The sequence below is a fragment of the Vibrio sp. MA40-2 genome (assembly GCF_047302445.1).
Classification (GTDB): domain Bacteria; phylum Pseudomonadota; class Gammaproteobacteria; order Enterobacterales; family Vibrionaceae; genus Vibrio.
The window spans coordinates 302710-318727 of the sequence record NZ_CP178627.1; the positions used below are offsets into that span (position 1 = coordinate 302710).

At 38.7% G+C, this 16018-nt stretch carries 16 protein-coding genes; 10 read left to right on the plus strand and 6 right to left on the minus strand.

Annotated elements, in window-relative coordinates:
• The first annotated feature begins 48 nt into the window (after positions 1 to 48).
• Positions 49 to 954 (plus strand): LysR substrate-binding domain-containing protein, encoded by a 906-nt coding sequence (locus tag ACLKML_RS01270; RefSeq protein ID WP_413283285.1) that lies wholly within the window; start codon positions 49 to 51, stop codon positions 952 to 954.
• Positions 955 to 1145: 191 nt separating this feature from the next.
• Complete coding sequence (locus ACLKML_RS01275) at positions 1146 to 1619, plus strand: DUF1097 domain-containing protein (RefSeq protein WP_413283286.1); 474 nt, start codon at positions 1146 to 1148, stop codon at positions 1617 to 1619.
• A 96-nt stretch (positions 1620 to 1715) separates the two neighbouring features.
• On the opposite strand, the gene ACLKML_RS01280 is transcribed toward ACLKML_RS01275, so the two are convergent.
• Positions 1716 to 3356 (minus strand): DUF2813 domain-containing protein, encoded by a 1641-nt coding sequence (locus ACLKML_RS01280; RefSeq protein WP_413283287.1) that lies wholly within the window; start codon positions 3354 to 3356, stop codon positions 1716 to 1718.
• 221 nt (positions 3357 to 3577) lie between these two features.
• On the opposite strand from ACLKML_RS01280, the gene ACLKML_RS01285 reads away from it, so the two are divergent.
• Positions 3578 to 5305 (plus strand): bifunctional metallophosphatase/5'-nucleotidase, encoded by a 1728-nt coding sequence (locus tag ACLKML_RS01285; protein ID WP_413283288.1) that lies wholly within the window; start codon positions 3578 to 3580, stop codon positions 5303 to 5305.
• Positions 5306 to 5972: 667 nt separating this feature from the next.
• Here ACLKML_RS01285 and ACLKML_RS01290 read toward each other — a convergent pair.
• Positions 5973 to 6539 (minus strand): PhnA domain-containing protein, encoded by a 567-nt coding sequence (locus ACLKML_RS01290; protein WP_413283289.1) that lies wholly within the window; start codon positions 6537 to 6539, stop codon positions 5973 to 5975.
• Positions 6540 to 6772: 233 nt separating this feature from the next.
• Positions 6773 to 7555 carry a M48 family metallopeptidase gene (locus ACLKML_RS01295; RefSeq protein WP_413283711.1) on the minus strand — a complete coding sequence of 261 codons (783 nt, stop codon included), beginning with the start codon at positions 7553 to 7555 and terminating at the stop codon, positions 6773 to 6775.
• A gap of 86 nt (positions 7556 to 7641) precedes the next feature.
• Between ACLKML_RS01295 and ACLKML_RS01300 the strand changes: the two genes are divergently transcribed.
• The 3 genes from ACLKML_RS01300 (at position 7642) to ACLKML_RS01310 (ending at position 10098) form a co-directional block, all read left to right on the plus strand.
• On the plus strand, positions 7642 to 8082 hold the full coding sequence (locus tag ACLKML_RS01300; RefSeq protein WP_413283290.1) for a hotdog fold thioesterase: 441 nt from the start codon (positions 7642 to 7644) through the stop codon (positions 8080 to 8082).
• Positions 8072 to 8305, plus strand: a complete 234-nt coding sequence (locus ACLKML_RS01305) for a DUF3389 domain-containing protein (protein WP_413283291.1) — start codon at positions 8072 to 8074, stop codon at positions 8303 to 8305. The genes ACLKML_RS01300 and ACLKML_RS01305 overlap by 11 nt, the downstream gene beginning before the upstream one ends.
• A gap of 74 nt (positions 8306 to 8379) precedes the next feature.
• Complete coding sequence (locus tag ACLKML_RS01310) at positions 8380 to 10098, plus strand: SgrR family transcriptional regulator (protein ID WP_413283292.1); 1719 nt, start codon at positions 8380 to 8382, stop codon at positions 10096 to 10098.
• Positions 10099 to 10177: 79 nt separating this feature from the next.
• Here ACLKML_RS01310 and ACLKML_RS01315 read toward each other — a convergent pair whose 3' ends face one another.
• The 3 genes from ACLKML_RS01315 to ACLKML_RS01325 form a co-directional block, all read right to left on the minus strand.
• Entirely contained in the window at positions 10178 to 10399 is a 222-nt protein-coding gene (locus tag ACLKML_RS01315) for a hypothetical protein (protein WP_413283293.1), read from the minus strand.
• Between the two features lie 339 nt (positions 10400 to 10738).
• Entirely contained in the window at positions 10739 to 11197 is a 459-nt protein-coding gene (locus ACLKML_RS01320) for a DUF3069 domain-containing protein (RefSeq protein WP_413283294.1), read from the minus strand.
• Between the two features lie 212 nt (positions 11198 to 11409).
• Positions 11410 to 11856: a DUF1499 domain-containing protein gene (locus ACLKML_RS01325; RefSeq protein WP_413283295.1), complete on the minus strand. Its 447-nt coding sequence runs from the start codon at positions 11854 to 11856 to the stop codon at positions 11410 to 11412.
• Between the two features lie 233 nt (positions 11857 to 12089).
• On the opposite strand from ACLKML_RS01325, the gene ACLKML_RS01330 reads away from it, so the two are divergent.
• The 4 genes from ACLKML_RS01330 (at position 12090) to pntB (ending at position 15989) form a co-directional block, all read left to right on the plus strand.
• A complete protein-coding gene (locus ACLKML_RS01330) occupies positions 12090 to 12461 on the plus strand; it encodes a late competence development ComFB family protein (RefSeq protein WP_413283296.1) in 372 nt (123 codons plus the stop codon).
• Positions 12462 to 12559: 98 nt separating this feature from the next.
• Positions 12560 to 12838 (plus strand): HlyU family transcriptional regulator, encoded by a 279-nt coding sequence (locus tag ACLKML_RS01335; RefSeq protein WP_413283297.1) that lies wholly within the window; start codon positions 12560 to 12562, stop codon positions 12836 to 12838.
• 228 nt (positions 12839 to 13066) lie between these two features.
• A complete protein-coding gene (pntA, locus tag ACLKML_RS01340) occupies positions 13067 to 14602 on the plus strand; it encodes a Re/Si-specific NAD(P)(+) transhydrogenase subunit alpha (protein ID WP_413283298.1) in 1536 nt (511 codons plus the stop codon).
• A 10-nt stretch (positions 14603 to 14612) separates the two neighbouring features.
• The gene (gene pntB, locus ACLKML_RS01345) at positions 14613 to 15989 is read left to right on the plus strand and encodes a Re/Si-specific NAD(P)(+) transhydrogenase subunit beta (RefSeq protein ID WP_413283299.1); all 1377 of its coding nucleotides are present in this window, start codon (positions 14613 to 14615) and stop codon (positions 15987 to 15989) included.
• Positions 15990 to 16018: the final 29 nt, after the last annotated feature.

Genomic DNA, 16018 nt, shown 5'->3' on the forward strand with positions numbered 1-16018 from the left:
GCACTTAGATAGACACAGTTAAATCAATATATTTACGAGGTTGATTGAATGCGATATTCACTGAAGCAACTTGCAGTTTTTGAAGCGGTGGCTCAAACCGCCAGTGTGAGTCAAGCTGCTGACAAACTAGCTTTAACCCAATCGGCAACGAGTATGTCACTAGCTCAATTGGAAAAAATGTTAGGGCAGCCTTTATTTGAAAGGCAAGGGAAGCGAATGGCGTTAACGCATTGGGGAATGTGGTTACGCCCTAAAGCCAAAAAGCTGCTACAAGATGCCCAGCAAATAGAATTAGGCTTTAATGATCAACATTTAATTAGTGGTGAAATCGGTTTATGTGCTAGCCAAACTCCAGCAGAACACCTTATTCCCGACCTTATCAGTATAATTGATAATGATTTTCCTGAGATTAGAATCAACTTGTCGGTAAAGAGTACCGATAGCGTGATTGAAAATGTACTGAATTATAAATATGACCTAGGCATTATTGAGGGTCGTTGTGACGATAGCCGTATCCATCAAGAAACCTGGTGTCGTGATCACTTGATCGTTGTGGTGTCATCTCACCATCCTTTTGCTAAAAGAGAAACGGTAAGTTTAGCGCAATTGGAACAAGCCAAGTGGGTATTAAGAGAAATTGGTTCCGGTACCCGAGAAATTTTTGATAATTCGATTCATCATTTGATTGCCGATCTTGATGTTTGGCGAGAATACGAACATGTTCCTGTATTGCGTAGTATGGTAGCGAATGGGCCATATGTTACCTGTTTACCTTATTTAGATGTGGAAAAATACATAGAAAATGGAAAGCTAGTTGCGCTAAATGTACCAGAATTAAAAATGGAACGGACGTTATCGTTTATTTGGCGCGTAGATATGCTAGAAAATCCTCTTGCTACTTGTATAAAACGTGAAGGTTTAAGAATGATGAAGGGAAGGCCGAGTGTGTTATAGATAACAACTCATTATAGCTAGTCACTCTACATCGTTAACGACTTGTGTTGCGCATACGTTTGCGTCACGTTTTTAATGAAACAAATGAATTTTCTTTATCGCTTTAGTGATCTTTGTCTCATTTATTATTATGTTGTTACATTAGTATCCGCTCAATAAAAATCATTCCTATTTATTCAGTGGAAAAGTTCATGAGCACATTACTCGCTATCGCGATCACAACCGGTATTCTTTCAGGCATTTGGGGATGGTTATCGGTTACTATCGGTTTGTTAACTTGGGTTGGCTTTCTAGGGTGTACCAGTTTTTTTGCTTCTCCAATCGATGGAGTTAAAGGTTTATACATTAGCTTATTAACCAATTTGAGTGGCGTATTTTGGGCGATGGTTGCCATTCACGGTTCTGAGTATATTTCCATTGACATTATAAGTTATGTTGTTGCTGGTTTGATTGCTTTTATTATGTGTATTCAAGCTAAACAAGGCTTACTCAACTATATTCCGGGCACATTTATTGGCTCTTGTGCCACCTTTGCTACTGATGGCAATTGGAAATTAGTCATTCCATCTATTGTTCTGGGTGCGATTTTTGGTTATGTAATGAAAGTATCTGGTCTGTATTTGAGCCAACGCCTAAATAAAAGTGACCATTCAATAATGACATGAATCAGCTTAAGTTCGAGTTCTAACCCGATAGATACTGAACTATAAGGTTTATTGATAAGTCAAAAATACAGTTATTGTAAGGGCGTTTTTTGACAATTAGGTGTTGCCATTAGCCATCATAATTACCCGTTTAAGGATCTGCTTTATCAATTTTGGAATGCACGCTGAGCCTTGTTTTTCACATTCTGAGACGATAGCTAATGCTATATCTGGTTTAGCGTGTTTTTTGAGCACACGGGCAATCACTTTTTTAGCTGGAATAGGTTGGTCGTAAGCGAGCTTTAACATATCTTTGAAAAAGAACTCAAAACCATTTAAATACAAATAGTGCTCTATATCTTTATTTGGTAATTCAGTTAACCTGTGTCTTTCTAAATCTGTGCCGAGTAGTGTTATTACTGCTGCCGCGTACTTTTTTCCTGCTGCATCACCGTCTGTAACCACATGCCAATCAATGTCGTAGGCTTTTGCCACTTTAATTAATGACTTAATGCCTGATTGTGCAAACTCAATAATTTGTACCCCTTCTGCCGCAAGATTATAACCACAAAGTTTGGCTAACTCATTAAATAGCCAAACCTCAGTTTCGCCTTCCACCAATAGCCAGCATCGAGCATACAGTGCATTGGCTCGATGAAATCGAATATGAAATCCGATACGACGAAGTTCGTCTTTGCTTAGTAAATGGGGTGGAACGAATTTAGATACGGTCTTATCCGATTTTCTGATCAATCGTCTAATTGAATGAATAGGTACCGCAGCAAGAAGTTCCGCGCTATTGGTGGTTAACACTTTTTGTATGGGAATTAATTGTAAAAGTCCCCAAGCTCTTGAAAGGTGAGTGGGGTGCAATCGGCTTTCAGGATCCTCTATAATTAAAATTGGTCTAGCGTATTTGCGTAATTGATGAGGGCCTTTTGCTCTAAGATAAGTGTTTAAAAGGACTAAAATTAATAACCGTGTTTGAGAGTCCTTGGTATTTTCTAAAACTTGTATTAGGTTATTATTTCCAGATGACGACGCTGAAAACAATAAACTTTCACGTTGAATTCGTGGATTAGGTGAGGTTTTATTACTGAATGAAAAATAATGTTCGATTAGATTTTTCATCGATTCTAGGCTGCTTTTCATTTCGCCTTTATTCACATGACCAGGCATAGAAAGTAAACGACGACAGGTGTTCTCTAATCGTTGTTCTGTTCTTGAGTTTGCTAATTTATCTAAATCATGTATCTGGTTGTTTGCAAAATGACGTGAATCTCGAACGTGAATGACGGGATGCAAGCTAATTAGCTCTTTAGCCAATTTTTCTGAATCATGCAAAGACAAAACGTTGCCTTTTAGATCGAGGAAAGAATAGTGATTCGTTATTTTATAGATTTCTCGTGTAGCACTTACTCGATAAATAATTTTTTTAAAACCAGATTGGTCATCTAACCAAATAGGTTTGAGTGCTCGATAACGACCTGATCGTTCTTCATTAGCAGAGGTTGTGATAAAGGTGATAACAATTTGCAAGTGCTGAGTTTGCGGTTGAGCAATAGCATAGTTAACATGAAAGTCTTGCATTGAAAATTGATATAAATTTGCGTTAGATGGAAGCGCAACAGATAACGCTTCAAGTAAGGAGGACTTACCCCAAGTGTTTTCACCTATTAAAGTAGTTAAGGCTTCTAGTGTTAGCGAAAGTCTTTGAATGCCACGAAAACCCGAGATCTCAATACGTTGTATTTGCATATATGCTCCCTTGTCTTATTTATTTTATATGAGAATAGATTTACGTGTGTGCTTTATGCGACAAAAACTGACATAACACGCTGATCACCAAGAAATTAGGCTAACTGTTCAGATTAAATCGTACTATGTACACTTTTCGTTAGTGGGTTGAACAATTATTCATTACATTGTCATAAAAGAAGGTTTACCATTGGTAGGAATGATAAAAAATCAAATGGACTATGACTAAAAACAATAAATCAGCTAAATTAACTTTGGCACACATCAATGACACTCATTCATATTTTGAGCCTCAGTCACTACAACTTCAAATCCAAATAGATGGTCAAAGCATTGCTCCTTACGTTAGTAATGGTGGGTTTGCGCGTATAGCCACAAGAGCTAAACAAATAAAAGCCAAGGCAATATCAGATAGACGTGAATTTATGTTCTTTCATGCAGGTGATTGTTTTCAAGGCACACTGTATTTCTCGCTGTTTAAAGGCAAAGCCAATGCCGATCTATTGAATGCCCTTGAAATCGATGCAATGGCACTAGGAAACCATGAACTGGATATGGGCAATCAGCCTGTCGCAGAGCTATTACAACGAATTAATTTCCCATTACTCGCGGGTAATTGGAATCTGTCTGCCGAGCGGCATGATAAAAATCATTGCTTACAACAACAGGCGAATCTATTGTCTTATTGTGAGCAGAAAAAAACCGCTAACTGGTTGGTTAAGCGAGTGCAAGGTGAACCTATCGCCATATTTGGTGTATCGATGGATAAAATGGCTGATATTTCTAATCCAGATCCTGACACCTGTTTTGAAGACACCTTTCAAACGGTGCAGAATACTATTGACGCTATTCAAGATGATGGTATCAATAAAATAATTTTATTAAGTCATCTTGGTTTTGATGTTGATAAACAACTTGCACAATGCGTTAACGGCTTAGCGATTATCATTGGTGGTCATTCTCATACATTACAAGGTGATTTTAGTGATATTGGCTTGAACAATGAGGCAGAATACGGACTGTGTATCAATAATACGCGTATTGTTCATGCTGGATTACATGCTCAAGCGCTAGGCCATTGTGAAATTGACTTTGATGCGGATGGTAAAGTAAGTCGTTTTGCGGGGCGAAACGAACTGCTGCTTGGTCGACGTTTATGTATTGACGCGAGTTTAGCCAGAGAAAATACCGATCTATTACATGGCAAAGCCAGCCATTTTCTGCGTAAAAGCTCCAAGGTTGTGATCTGTAAACGGGATCCTGTTGTACATAGTATTTTACAGGATAAATACATTCCCAAGGTTAGAGAGTTACAGCAGACGGTAGTTGGTCAAGTAACAACGGGTTTACGCCATGTGCGAATTCCTGATGCTAAGGGAGGAAGCCAAATTACTCCTCTTGTTGCTCAGTCGTTTTTTCATACTATGCAAAAAGCAGGTCATCAGGTCGAATTTGCTCTGCACAATGCTGGTGGTGTAAGAACCTCAATTAATTCTGGTCCAATTTCTATTGCCGATATCGCCGGTAAATTGCTGCCTTTTGCTGTGCCTATCGGTTTATATCACATCAAAGGAAAATTTTTGGCCTTAGCGTTAGAGGGCTCAATTAATAACGCACTGAACAATGGCGTTGTTGGAACAGGTTCCGGTAGTTATCCTTATACCTATAATCTTGATTTTGATTATTATTTTGATAATCCATTAGGTGAAAGGATCCAGAATTTAAAGATCTACCATGCAGAATTTGGTTGGCGTTCGGTTGAAGATAATACCCGCTATTGTGGTACCTCTTCAGCGTATACGATGAAAGGAAAAGAGGGGTATAGTGCGCTAACACAAATGGAAGGTGTCGGTATAGTTACTCAATACTCGATGGCGGATTGCTTTATTCAACTATTAAAAGACCAACCTGATAGGCTTAATAACGTTGACGAATTAACGCTAAACTAGCGGTATATTATCTAATAGGTAACTAATTACTATTTTTTATCAAAACTTGAATCTATATCAAATTTTCTAGATCTTATAATCACTGTTTTTTTGTAGTAGTCAGCCATATTTATAATTAATATGAATTTTTAGTCAAATAATCAATAATTTATGCATTATTAGCTGTTGTTTATGAATGTTTAGTAGCAAAGCATTCGAAATGCTTTGATATTATATTTTCTAATGCGAACTTTTAAATAATGTCATTTAATTATTGAGCAATAAACGCTTAGAATTGCCTACATACCAACCGTAATCAAGATTAACCAGAGAGGCGATTATGACTCAAGTAATGCACACGCAAACAATCATAGCTACAACCTCTACGGACAGAAGAAGTTACTCACTTAATATCAAAGGATTGATTACCCATTTATTAGACATTCTTTTTGTAAAAGAACCGCTAGAAAAATGCTATTACTCCACCGAGCTTTCTAGTCATATGCAAAAAGATTTAGGATTGATGAGATAGTTTGGCATAACGTATGTCACTTTAATCGGATAGATTTTTGTTAAAGACAATACTTAGAAACGGCTACACCAGTTTGCTATTGGTGTAGCCGTTTATTTTTATCTATCTTGTAAAATTTACTAATACCAAGTGAACAACAAAAACAAATTGTAACGACTATTTTTTACGGCAAAACTCAGCAATAACGTACATAGATTGTCCATTTGCTTTACCAGAAACCAAGCGAGGATCATCACCAAGACTGATTCCACGGATAACGGTGCCTTGTTTAATAACTTGGTTGGTTCCTTTTACTGGAAGGTCTTTAATAACCGTTACGTCGTCACCTTTTTTAAGTTCGACGCCATTTACGTCACGCGGTTTTTCGTCGTCGTCGTCCATCCCAATTTCAGCCCATTTAGCGATGTCTTCTTCAAGATACATCATTTCTAACAGGTCATTAGCCCAATCGGTTGTATCCGATAGTCTTTTTAGTTGGCGCCATGCAGTAACTTGTACCGGTGGAACTTGGCTCCACATACTGTCATTTAAACAACGCCAATGGTTCGCGTCGGCAGTATCTGGCTCATCTATTTGGCTTTGACAAGTTTCACACAGCATGATCGCGTGGTCGACGGTAACTTGTGAGTGTGGAGCAACGATATAAGGTGTTAAAGTAGTAGTTGACGCGCATAATTCACATGCTGAATTGCAGCGTTCGAGCAGAGTTGCTTCAGTAGACATAATGTAATTACCTAAGTAAATTGAAAATTTGCTGTATTATCCACTTTATCGCTTGTAATTAAAGTGGTTATTTAGTTTTAATGCATTGATTCAGCAAAAATATCATTATTGCAAAACGGTGTTTTACTATGTTATGTAGTAGACTGATACTGGTAATCTGACCAGCTTATGGTCGTTATAAAAACAGTTACCTGGTACATACATACAAACAATTACTTGGTACATATAAATAGTTACCTAGTACATTTTGGTGTGCCAGTACCTGATTCTGGCAGCGTCTCTGCTTTATCCGATAAATCACTAATACGCGTTGTATGCGAAGGGTGGGTCGATAAAAGCTCTGGCGGTTGACTGCCGCCTGACGCTAGAGCCATATTTTTCCATAATTCTATACTTTGATAAGGGTCAAAACCTGCTTTAGCCATCAATTCGAGGCCAATAATATCCGCTTCAGACTCCTGAGTTCGACCATAAGGTAGAATGACACCATATTGAACACCAAGACCAAGTGCTGTCATGGTTACCTGCTGATATTCGGAATTACTTAATGTTGCATTGGTGACTTGTAAACCAACGTTCGCAAGTTGAGATTGTGACATTCTTTCATTACTGTGATCAGCTAAAACATGTGCTATTTCATGCCCAATAACGGTAGCAAGTTGATCTGGAGTTTTAGCGACTTTTAATAGCCCCGTGTAGACACCAATTTTCCCACCAGGTAAAGCAAAAGCGTTAACCTGATCGCTTTCAAATACCACTACTTCCCATTCGGAAAAACTTTCTTGTGTATCTACGTACGGTAAAATAGAGTAAGTGACACATTGCACGTAGTCGATAGTTTGTTTATCGGTGCTAATGGTTTGTGTTTGTTTCATTGATTCAAAAGACTCTGCGCCTAAGGTACTCATTTCTTGATCAGAAAACATGACAAGTTGATATCGACCCGTCGGCGAAGAACTACAACCAATCAATGACAAAGGGAGTAGGGTATAAACTAATGCTTTTTGAATTTGAATCACGTATAACATCCTAGCGCTAAGGTGAATTTAGCCGGATAATAACAGCTCTCTATTTCTAATCATATATCATTTAAGGAGTATTTATGTCTATATGGAAAAAGCCAATTTCATTAGATACTCTGAATAATAGTTCGAAAAATACACTTATTGAACATTTACAAATTGAGTACAGCGAAATAACGGACGGCTCAGTTTCAGCTACCATGCCTGTGTGCCATTTCACTCATCAACCGTTGGGAATGTTGCACGGAGGCGCTTCAGTTGTGTTGGCTGAAACTCTAGGTTCGGTTGCAGCAAATTTTAGCGTGAGTGATGGATATTATTGCGTTGGCCTTGATATTAATGCCAATCATGTCCGTTCAATGCGTAATGGAACGGTAAAGGGCACTGCGACACCTATCCATCTTGGAGCGAGTACCCAAGTTTGGCAAATTAATATCGTTGATCAGCGAGACAGATTGGTTTGTACCAGTCGGCTTACTATCGCAGTAATGAAACATAAAAGAGACCAAGATGTTAATTGAATTTTCGGTAGGAAAAATAGTCGCTAATCAACACGAAATATCGGTTCGTTTGAATGGTGAGTATAGTGTGTCTATGCAGGCACAAGTTGAAGCTATTCAGCTTCTTGGTCGCGGGGCTAATGTGGTGGTCGCCAATACGGGCGGGTGCAAGTGGTCAATTAAACTCGACAACCAACAACAGTTAGAAAAATTATCGCAAGCCATTGGTATTGCATGGGAATAGATTACGGTTGACTTAGTGATGTGCTAGAGTAGTGACATTGATTTTTAAAGTATTCCTGTTGAGATTTCCTCTTTATGAGTAGCCCGCGTCTGAGAACCCAATTTGAGATTCTGTTTGATCACTTTAACGGAAAAAATAGTGATATTCAGTTAGATGAAATTGTCTCTATACTTTTTTGTACTCGCAGAAATGCTCGCATCGTTCTTAATAAAATGTCTAATGAAGGATGGATAGAATGGCATCCTGCTGCTGGTCGAGGCAATCTTTCTACCATTATTTTTAAACGTAATCAGCAAGATGTTAGTGAAAATTTAGCGAAAAAATACTTAGACGAAGGGCGGATCGAGCGTGCCTTTTCCGTTTTGAATGAAGATACCGGTAAACTTACCAAGGTAATAGAAGATTATCTGGGCGTTACTCATCGAGAAGGGCGACAAATAGTACGGCTACCTTATTATCGTCAATTGTCTATGCTTAATCCCGTTAAGCTTCATCGACGTTCAGAACAGAATATTATCCGGCAAATTTTTAGTGGTTTAACCAAATTAAATCTTAATGAAGAGTTACAACCCGATCTCGCCCATACTTGGGAATCGGTCGATGGAAAAATGTGGCGCTTCTATTTACGTTCAGGAGTCCGCTTTCATAATGGCAACTTGCTTACAATTGAACATGTTATAGATTCTATACGTGCGTTAGCAGAGCATGCTATGTTTGATCATGTTCAAGATGTATCGTCTCCTTTACCTTGGGTGATTGACATTCAATTAAGCAATATAGACTGGCACTTGCCGCTATTACTCACTGAGACTCGGGCGAAAATAATGCCTCCGGTTGACTGGAGGGGAGAGGATTTTGATCTCAAGCCTATCGGAACCGGGCCATATAAAGTGAAAACTAATGATGATAAGCGATTAGTGCTAGAAGCGTTTGATTCATATTTTGGTTATAGAGCCTTGATTGATAGAGTGGAAGTTTGGGTTATTGATGAAGTGTACTCAGCGATGGTTTTTCCTAGTTTGACTCATCCCATTCAAGGACAACAACCTAACGCTGACGCCATTAATGACGATGAAGTTAAACTGGACCCAGGTTGTACTTTTTTATTATTGAATCGTAACAATGGTCTTGCTAAAGATGACCAATGGGCACTTTATTTTTGTTCTACATTAACTGCTTTTAATTTGTTTCGTTCTCTAGATGAGCAAACTATCATTGACTTGGGGCTGCTACCAGCTTACGGGTTAAAGCCAGGTTGGCAGCATGCTATTGTGCCCACACAAAAGTTGTCTCCTCCAATAAATCAGCTAACTTCGCCGACTAAAAATTGCATTACTATTGCCTATCATAGTGAACATCCTGTTTTCCCTGAACTTGCAAAAAAAATCGGTGCGTTGTTGAACAAAGATGGATTGAGTGTGGAATTTGTCAAATATCAACATTATCTAGACGACTTGTCTTGCGTTGATATCTGGTTAAAACCGATGGGAATTGGCACTAATAGAGACGATGCTCTGGTTGGATGGTTGATGGATTACAGTCACCTTAACCAAATGAGCGATCCTCTAGATTACGAGAAATGGTGTAAATTAGTTTATGATTGGCGAGAAAACCAAGCGACTAAATTTGACGCAAAAACGTTAGGTAAACAATTAGTACAATCTAATCAAATTATACCGCTATTTCATTGTTGGTTAGGAGTAAATAGAGGGCAGTGTGGCACATTACAAAATGCAACTTGTAACGCGTTAGGTTGGTTTGACTTTAGTGAAGTATGGGTTAAGCCTGAATAAGTCAATGCGATTAAAAGTCAGTCTTTGAACTGTTAAACTACTTTAATAGTGCATTTACTGGCTTACTATATTTGAGTTTTTATTCAGCTTCTTTGTGTTCTGCTAAAAACGTTTTAATAAAGCGCCTGATTTCTCTTGCTGCTGAGGTATCCATATCCTCGCACATAGAAACAAAATTATCCCTCTGCTCGCCATTAATACGAATGATCAATTGGCTGTCCTTTTTATTAGACTCTTTTTTACTCTTTGTAGTCAAAACGCTACCTTTGTCATTAGACTTCTTTTTATTCTTAGCAGTCAAAATACTACCTACACTTGTATATATGGCGGACTTAACTTTAATAGCTAGTGTGGATAATAGTCAACGATTTTAATTAATATAGGCCCATATTATTGAACGTTCGGTCACATATTCGTCATTTTCAACGTTACTAGCATTATTTCCAGGGTTACTAACATTATTTTCAGCGGCACTAATTTTATGTTCAGTACCATTAACATTAGTTTTAGCGTCGATCACGACAGTAAGTTGCAACTCTAAAACCAGTAAGTAACGACGTAAATCGTGTTCTAGACACTGTCTACGTCGATCATGACATGGACCGAATAGAATACCTAGCTGTGATATCGATATTGGGTACTATTTTTCAAATACAACGATAAAATCTCGTTTAAGAACAGGATCTCTTCGCGCTTTTTTGATTTGTTTTACCATATCTTTTACACAGTTATATAATACTTGGTCTAGTAATTGAGTGCGATAATCTTCTTGCTCTTGTTCTGACATATCCTTAGGTAGATCTAATTCTTTATATTCTTCCATAAAATTAATCCCAGCAAAGGCTTGGCTTACTGAAATTAATGCGTGAAACTGTTCAAAATTGTCGAGCACATTCTGAGCGCTAGCAGGTAGACTGTCCCATGATTCTCTCACAGCGTCTTCTGACACTTCATGAATAGAAACAACCATATTCAGCATTTCATCTGGAACTTGGTCAAACTCGATCACCTTTTTAAGTTCTGCTGACACACTCTCTAGGTCGATAGCTGTAGGTGTTGTTACATTTTTATCAGTAGAGATATTGGCTTCATTAGACATAATAGTTTCATTGTTTTTAGAGTAGATTCTGACATGCTAAAAAGAACCGAGTAAAAGTCAACAGTTTCCGCTAGCTGATAAGCCTTAAATGAGTGTTTGATTGTTAAATCGGCTACAGTGTCACTTTTATTGTGTGTTGTTTATACAATTACAACCCAGTGTACATTTATATTTGCTTGCTAACGGTTGGGTAAACTAATGGTTTTTAAAATTTAGTTCAATTCATTATATAGTTTAGCAAATTGCTCATAACGTGCTCTATTTAATCCTTTATCGCTATAGCCTACACGAGATTGCGAACGATAATGGAGAAGCTTTTGTTCTTGATCGAAATATAGTTCAACGTCGTCTTTATATCTCATAGTATCGGTGGTAAATACCACATGTAGATAATCTTGCTGTTCTAATTGTACGACGTTACTTGGTAACTGAGCTAATACGCGTTTTACTTTTTTCTTTGCTTCTTCAGTGGTGACAAAAGATAAAGGCTCAACACTTTTTTCACTATCTTCTGTTTGGCTAGAAACCGCATTAGGCGTTGAAGGCATTGGCGCTAATTTTGAACCATGTAAGCCAAGGTAGGATGGGGTCGTGTTATTTTTATAAATCATAAATATGATTAGAGCAGCTATTAGCGTAAGTGCAACTTTGTATAGCATTGGATTTTCCTTTAATTCAAAAAACTAAAATCTGTAGATTAAGAAAAGAGAAAGTAGTTTTAACAGATGCTAGCTGGTAAATCGAATATAATTTATCTTTATTCTGCTTATACTTCGCTTGATTGTAGTGATCGCGTCATGCTACTTCATCTTCCGCTTTAAACTTGAGGTTAGCCTATTATGGTGCTAGTTTACAGATGAGTATTATGTTGGAAATAGGTGGGCAATAGAGTATGCAAATAAGTGTTGATGTACACAATTATATGGAAACGCTCGTTGGGACGATTCTCGCTGAAGAAGAATACATTGGTAAGTATGATAATGAACAACTTGCAGATTTAGCGTGTCTTTCTCTTAATCAATTGCGCCCTGTCTATATCCGTAATGATATTGACTTTTTATCTCGGCTAGCAGAAGAGAGATTATTGATATTTAGGCAGCAAGCCCTAGCGGCAATCGCAGCAGCCGAAACTATGATTACACACGACCGCCGCGAGGATAGAGAGCAAGATGATCTTTCGCTTTATTCTGTTGGTCGAAATCATGATGCTTCAGATGAGACTGGATTAGAGTGGTTTGAAAAACCGATACTGCCTAATCAATAGAAGGTTAGTTGATCAACTAAGTGGTCTTTAGTGAATGGACTTGTATTCAATTAAGCGTCGTTAAATCAGTATAAATGCAATAAATTTTAGGAGTACATGTGGGATTTTTTTCTAAGTTGTTTGGCTCGAGTAGTGAAAGCTCACCTAAGAACCAAGTAGAACCTATCGAGTATGAAGGTTTTTTAATCTATCCAGAGGCAAAATCAGAGTCAGGCCAATATAGAATCGCCGGGCGGATTACCAAGCAGCTCGATGGAGAAACTCAAGAACATGCGTTTATACGTTCCGATGTTGTCACCTCTAAAGACACCGCTAACGAACTAATGTTAACCAAAGCTAAGATGTTTATTGATCAGATGAGAGGTGACATCTTCTAAACGCGATAATTTAAACAATCAACTTGATTTTTATCAACTTACCAAGAGTCATTAGCATATATTCTGATGACTCTTTTATGTTTTTAATGTGACTAAAAAATTATAAGCATGTTTTCGATATGAACTCCGACTTGTAATGAATAATTGTATTTTTATTACAAAATGCTTTAAGTTCAAACGTTGTTTTATGTAAATTTTTTTTAACTGTGCCAATAGTAGGGAATAACTATGCAAATTGGTGTGCCTAGAGAAATACTCGCAGGTGAAACCCGCGTTGCTGCTACGCCTAAAACGGTTGAGCAGCTTATAAAATTGGGATTTGATATCTCAGTTGAATCGAATGCTGGTGCGTTAGCTAGTTTTGACAATAGCGCATTTACAGCAGCTGGTGCTTCAGTTGTAACAACTGAAGAAGTTTGGCAGGCTGACCTGATCCTTAAAGTCAATGCGCCATCAGATAATGAAATAGGCTTTCTTAAAGAAGGCGCAAGTTTGATCAGTTTTATATGGCCGGCCCAAAACGCTGAGCTGATGGAAAAACTGTCTAGCAAAAACATTAATGTCATGGCTATGGATGCGGTGCCACGCATTTCTCGTGCACAGGCATTGGACGCACTGAGTTCAATGGCCAATATTGCCGGTTATCGTGCTGTGGTAGAAGCGGCTCACGAATTTGGTCGTTTCTTTACTGGACAAATAACTGCTGCAGGAAAAGTGCCGCCAGCAAAAGTATTAGTTGCCGGAGCCGGTGTTGCTGGCCTTGCTGCAATTGGCGCGGCGGGTAGCTTAGGTGCAGTGGTTCGTGCTTTTGATGTAAGGCCCGAAGTAAAAGAACAAGTGCAATCTATGGGTGCTGAATTTCTTGAAGTTGATTTTGAGGAAGATACCAGCGCTGGTGATGGTTACGCAAAAGAGATGTCGGATGCGTTTAACAAAAAAGCGCAAGAGTTATACGCAGCGCAAGCAAAAGACGTCGATATCATCATAACAACAGCACTGATTCCAGGACGTCCAGCACCAAAACTCATTACTAAAGAAATGGTTGATAGTATGGCCTCTGGCAGCGTCATTGTTGACTTGGCGGCGGCGAATGGGGGTAACTGTGAATACACCGTAGCGGATAAAGTTATCACTACTGATAATGGTGTGAAAATAGTAGGTTACACTGATATGGTAGGGCGTTTACCGACTCAATCATCCCAACTGTATGGAACCAACTTAGTTAATTTACTTAAACTGCTTTGTAAAGAAAAAGACGGTAATATTGACATAAATTTTGAAGACGTTGTACTTCGTGGTGTAACCGTTGTTAAAGAGGGCGAAGTTACTTGGCCTGCACCACCAATTAAAGTATCAGCACAACCTAAGGTTGAAGTTAAAGAGCCAGTGAAAGCCGAAGTGAAAGTTGCAGAGCCAACGTCACCCGTTAAAAAAATTGCGGGTATTGCGATTGCAGTAGGCGCATTTGCATGGGTTGCAAGTGTCGCTCCAGCGGCGTTTCTTGCTCACTTTACTGTCTTTATTCTTGCTTGCGTGGTGGGATACTACGTTGTGTGGAATGTTTCACATGCCTTGCACACGCCTTTGATGTCGGTGACTAATGCTATTTCCGGTATTATTGTGGTGGGTGCTCTTTTACAAATTGGCCAAGGAAATACCGCTGTATCAGTGCTTTCCTTTATTGCCGTATTAATTGCAAGTATTAATATTTTTGGTGGCTTTACTGTAACCAAACGTATGCTTGAAATGTTCCGTAAAGACTAAGGAGTAACACATGTCTGCAGGATTAGTACAAGCCGCTTACATTGTTGCGGCGGTTCTCTTTATTATGAGTTTAGCTGGTCTTTCCAAGCAAGAAACCGCTCGTGCTGGTAACTACTACGGCATTACTGGTATGACCATTGCTTTGATTGCCACCATTTTTTCACCTGATTCATCAGGTTTAGCATGGATCCTCGTTGCTATGATCATTGGTGGTGCAATAGGAATTCACTTTGCTAAAAAAGTGGAAATGACACAAATGCCAGAACTAGTTGCTATTTTACATAGCTTCGTTGGTTTGGCAGCGGTATTGGTAGGGTATAATAGCTATTTAGATCACGGCATTATTCTAGACCAAGCGATGTTGAATATACATTTAGTTGAAGTTTTCCTCGGTGTATTTATCGGTGCGGTAACCTTTACCGGTTCGATTGTTGCGTTTGGTAAACTTCGCGGAGTGATATCTTCATCACCTCTAAATATTCCCCACAAACACAAATGGAATTTAGCAGCCGTTATTTCGTCACTGTTGCTTATGGTTATTTTTGTTAATGCTGAGGGCAGTATGTTTGCTCTTATCGTGATGACATTAATAGCTTTTGTGTTCGGCTATCACTTAGTTGCTTCTATCGGCGGTGCTGATATGCCAGTGGTTGTTTCTATGCTTAACTCTTATTCAGGTTGGGCAGCAGCAGCAGCTGGTTTCATGTTAGCTAACGATCTGTTGATTGTTACTGGTGCTCTAGTAGGGTCTTCTGGTGCGATTCTTTCTTACATTATGTGTAAGGCGATGAACCGTTCATTTATCTCTGTTATCGCAGGTGGCTTTGGTCAAGAAGTAGTGGTTGATTCTGATACCGATTATGGTGAGCATCGTGAAATTAATGCCGAAGACGTTGCCGAAATGCTGAAAAATTCTAAATCCGTGATTATTACTCCAGGATATGGAATGGCAGTAGCGCAAGCTCAGTATCCTGTTCATGAAATCACTGAGAAACTACGTAACCAAGGCGTTGATGTTCGCTTTGGAATTCATCCTGTAGCGGGTAGGTTACCGGGTCACATGAACGTGTTATTAGCCGAAGCGAAAGTTCCATATGATATTGTTCTGGAAATGGATGAGTTAAATGATGATTTTGCTACCACCGATACTGTGTTAGTTATTGGAGCGAACGATACTGTTAACCCTGCGGCATTGGAAGATCCAAATAGCCCAATCGCAGGTATGCCAGTGTTAGAAGTATGGCATGCGCAAAATGTAATTGTATTCAAACGTTCAATGAATACAGGTTATGCGGGAGTACAAAATCCATTGTTCTTTAAAGAAAACACTCAAATGCTATTTGGTGATGCAAAAGATAGTGTCGACGCTATTTCAAAGGCTCTGTAGCAGAATTTTATATAAGGACATTCGGTTTA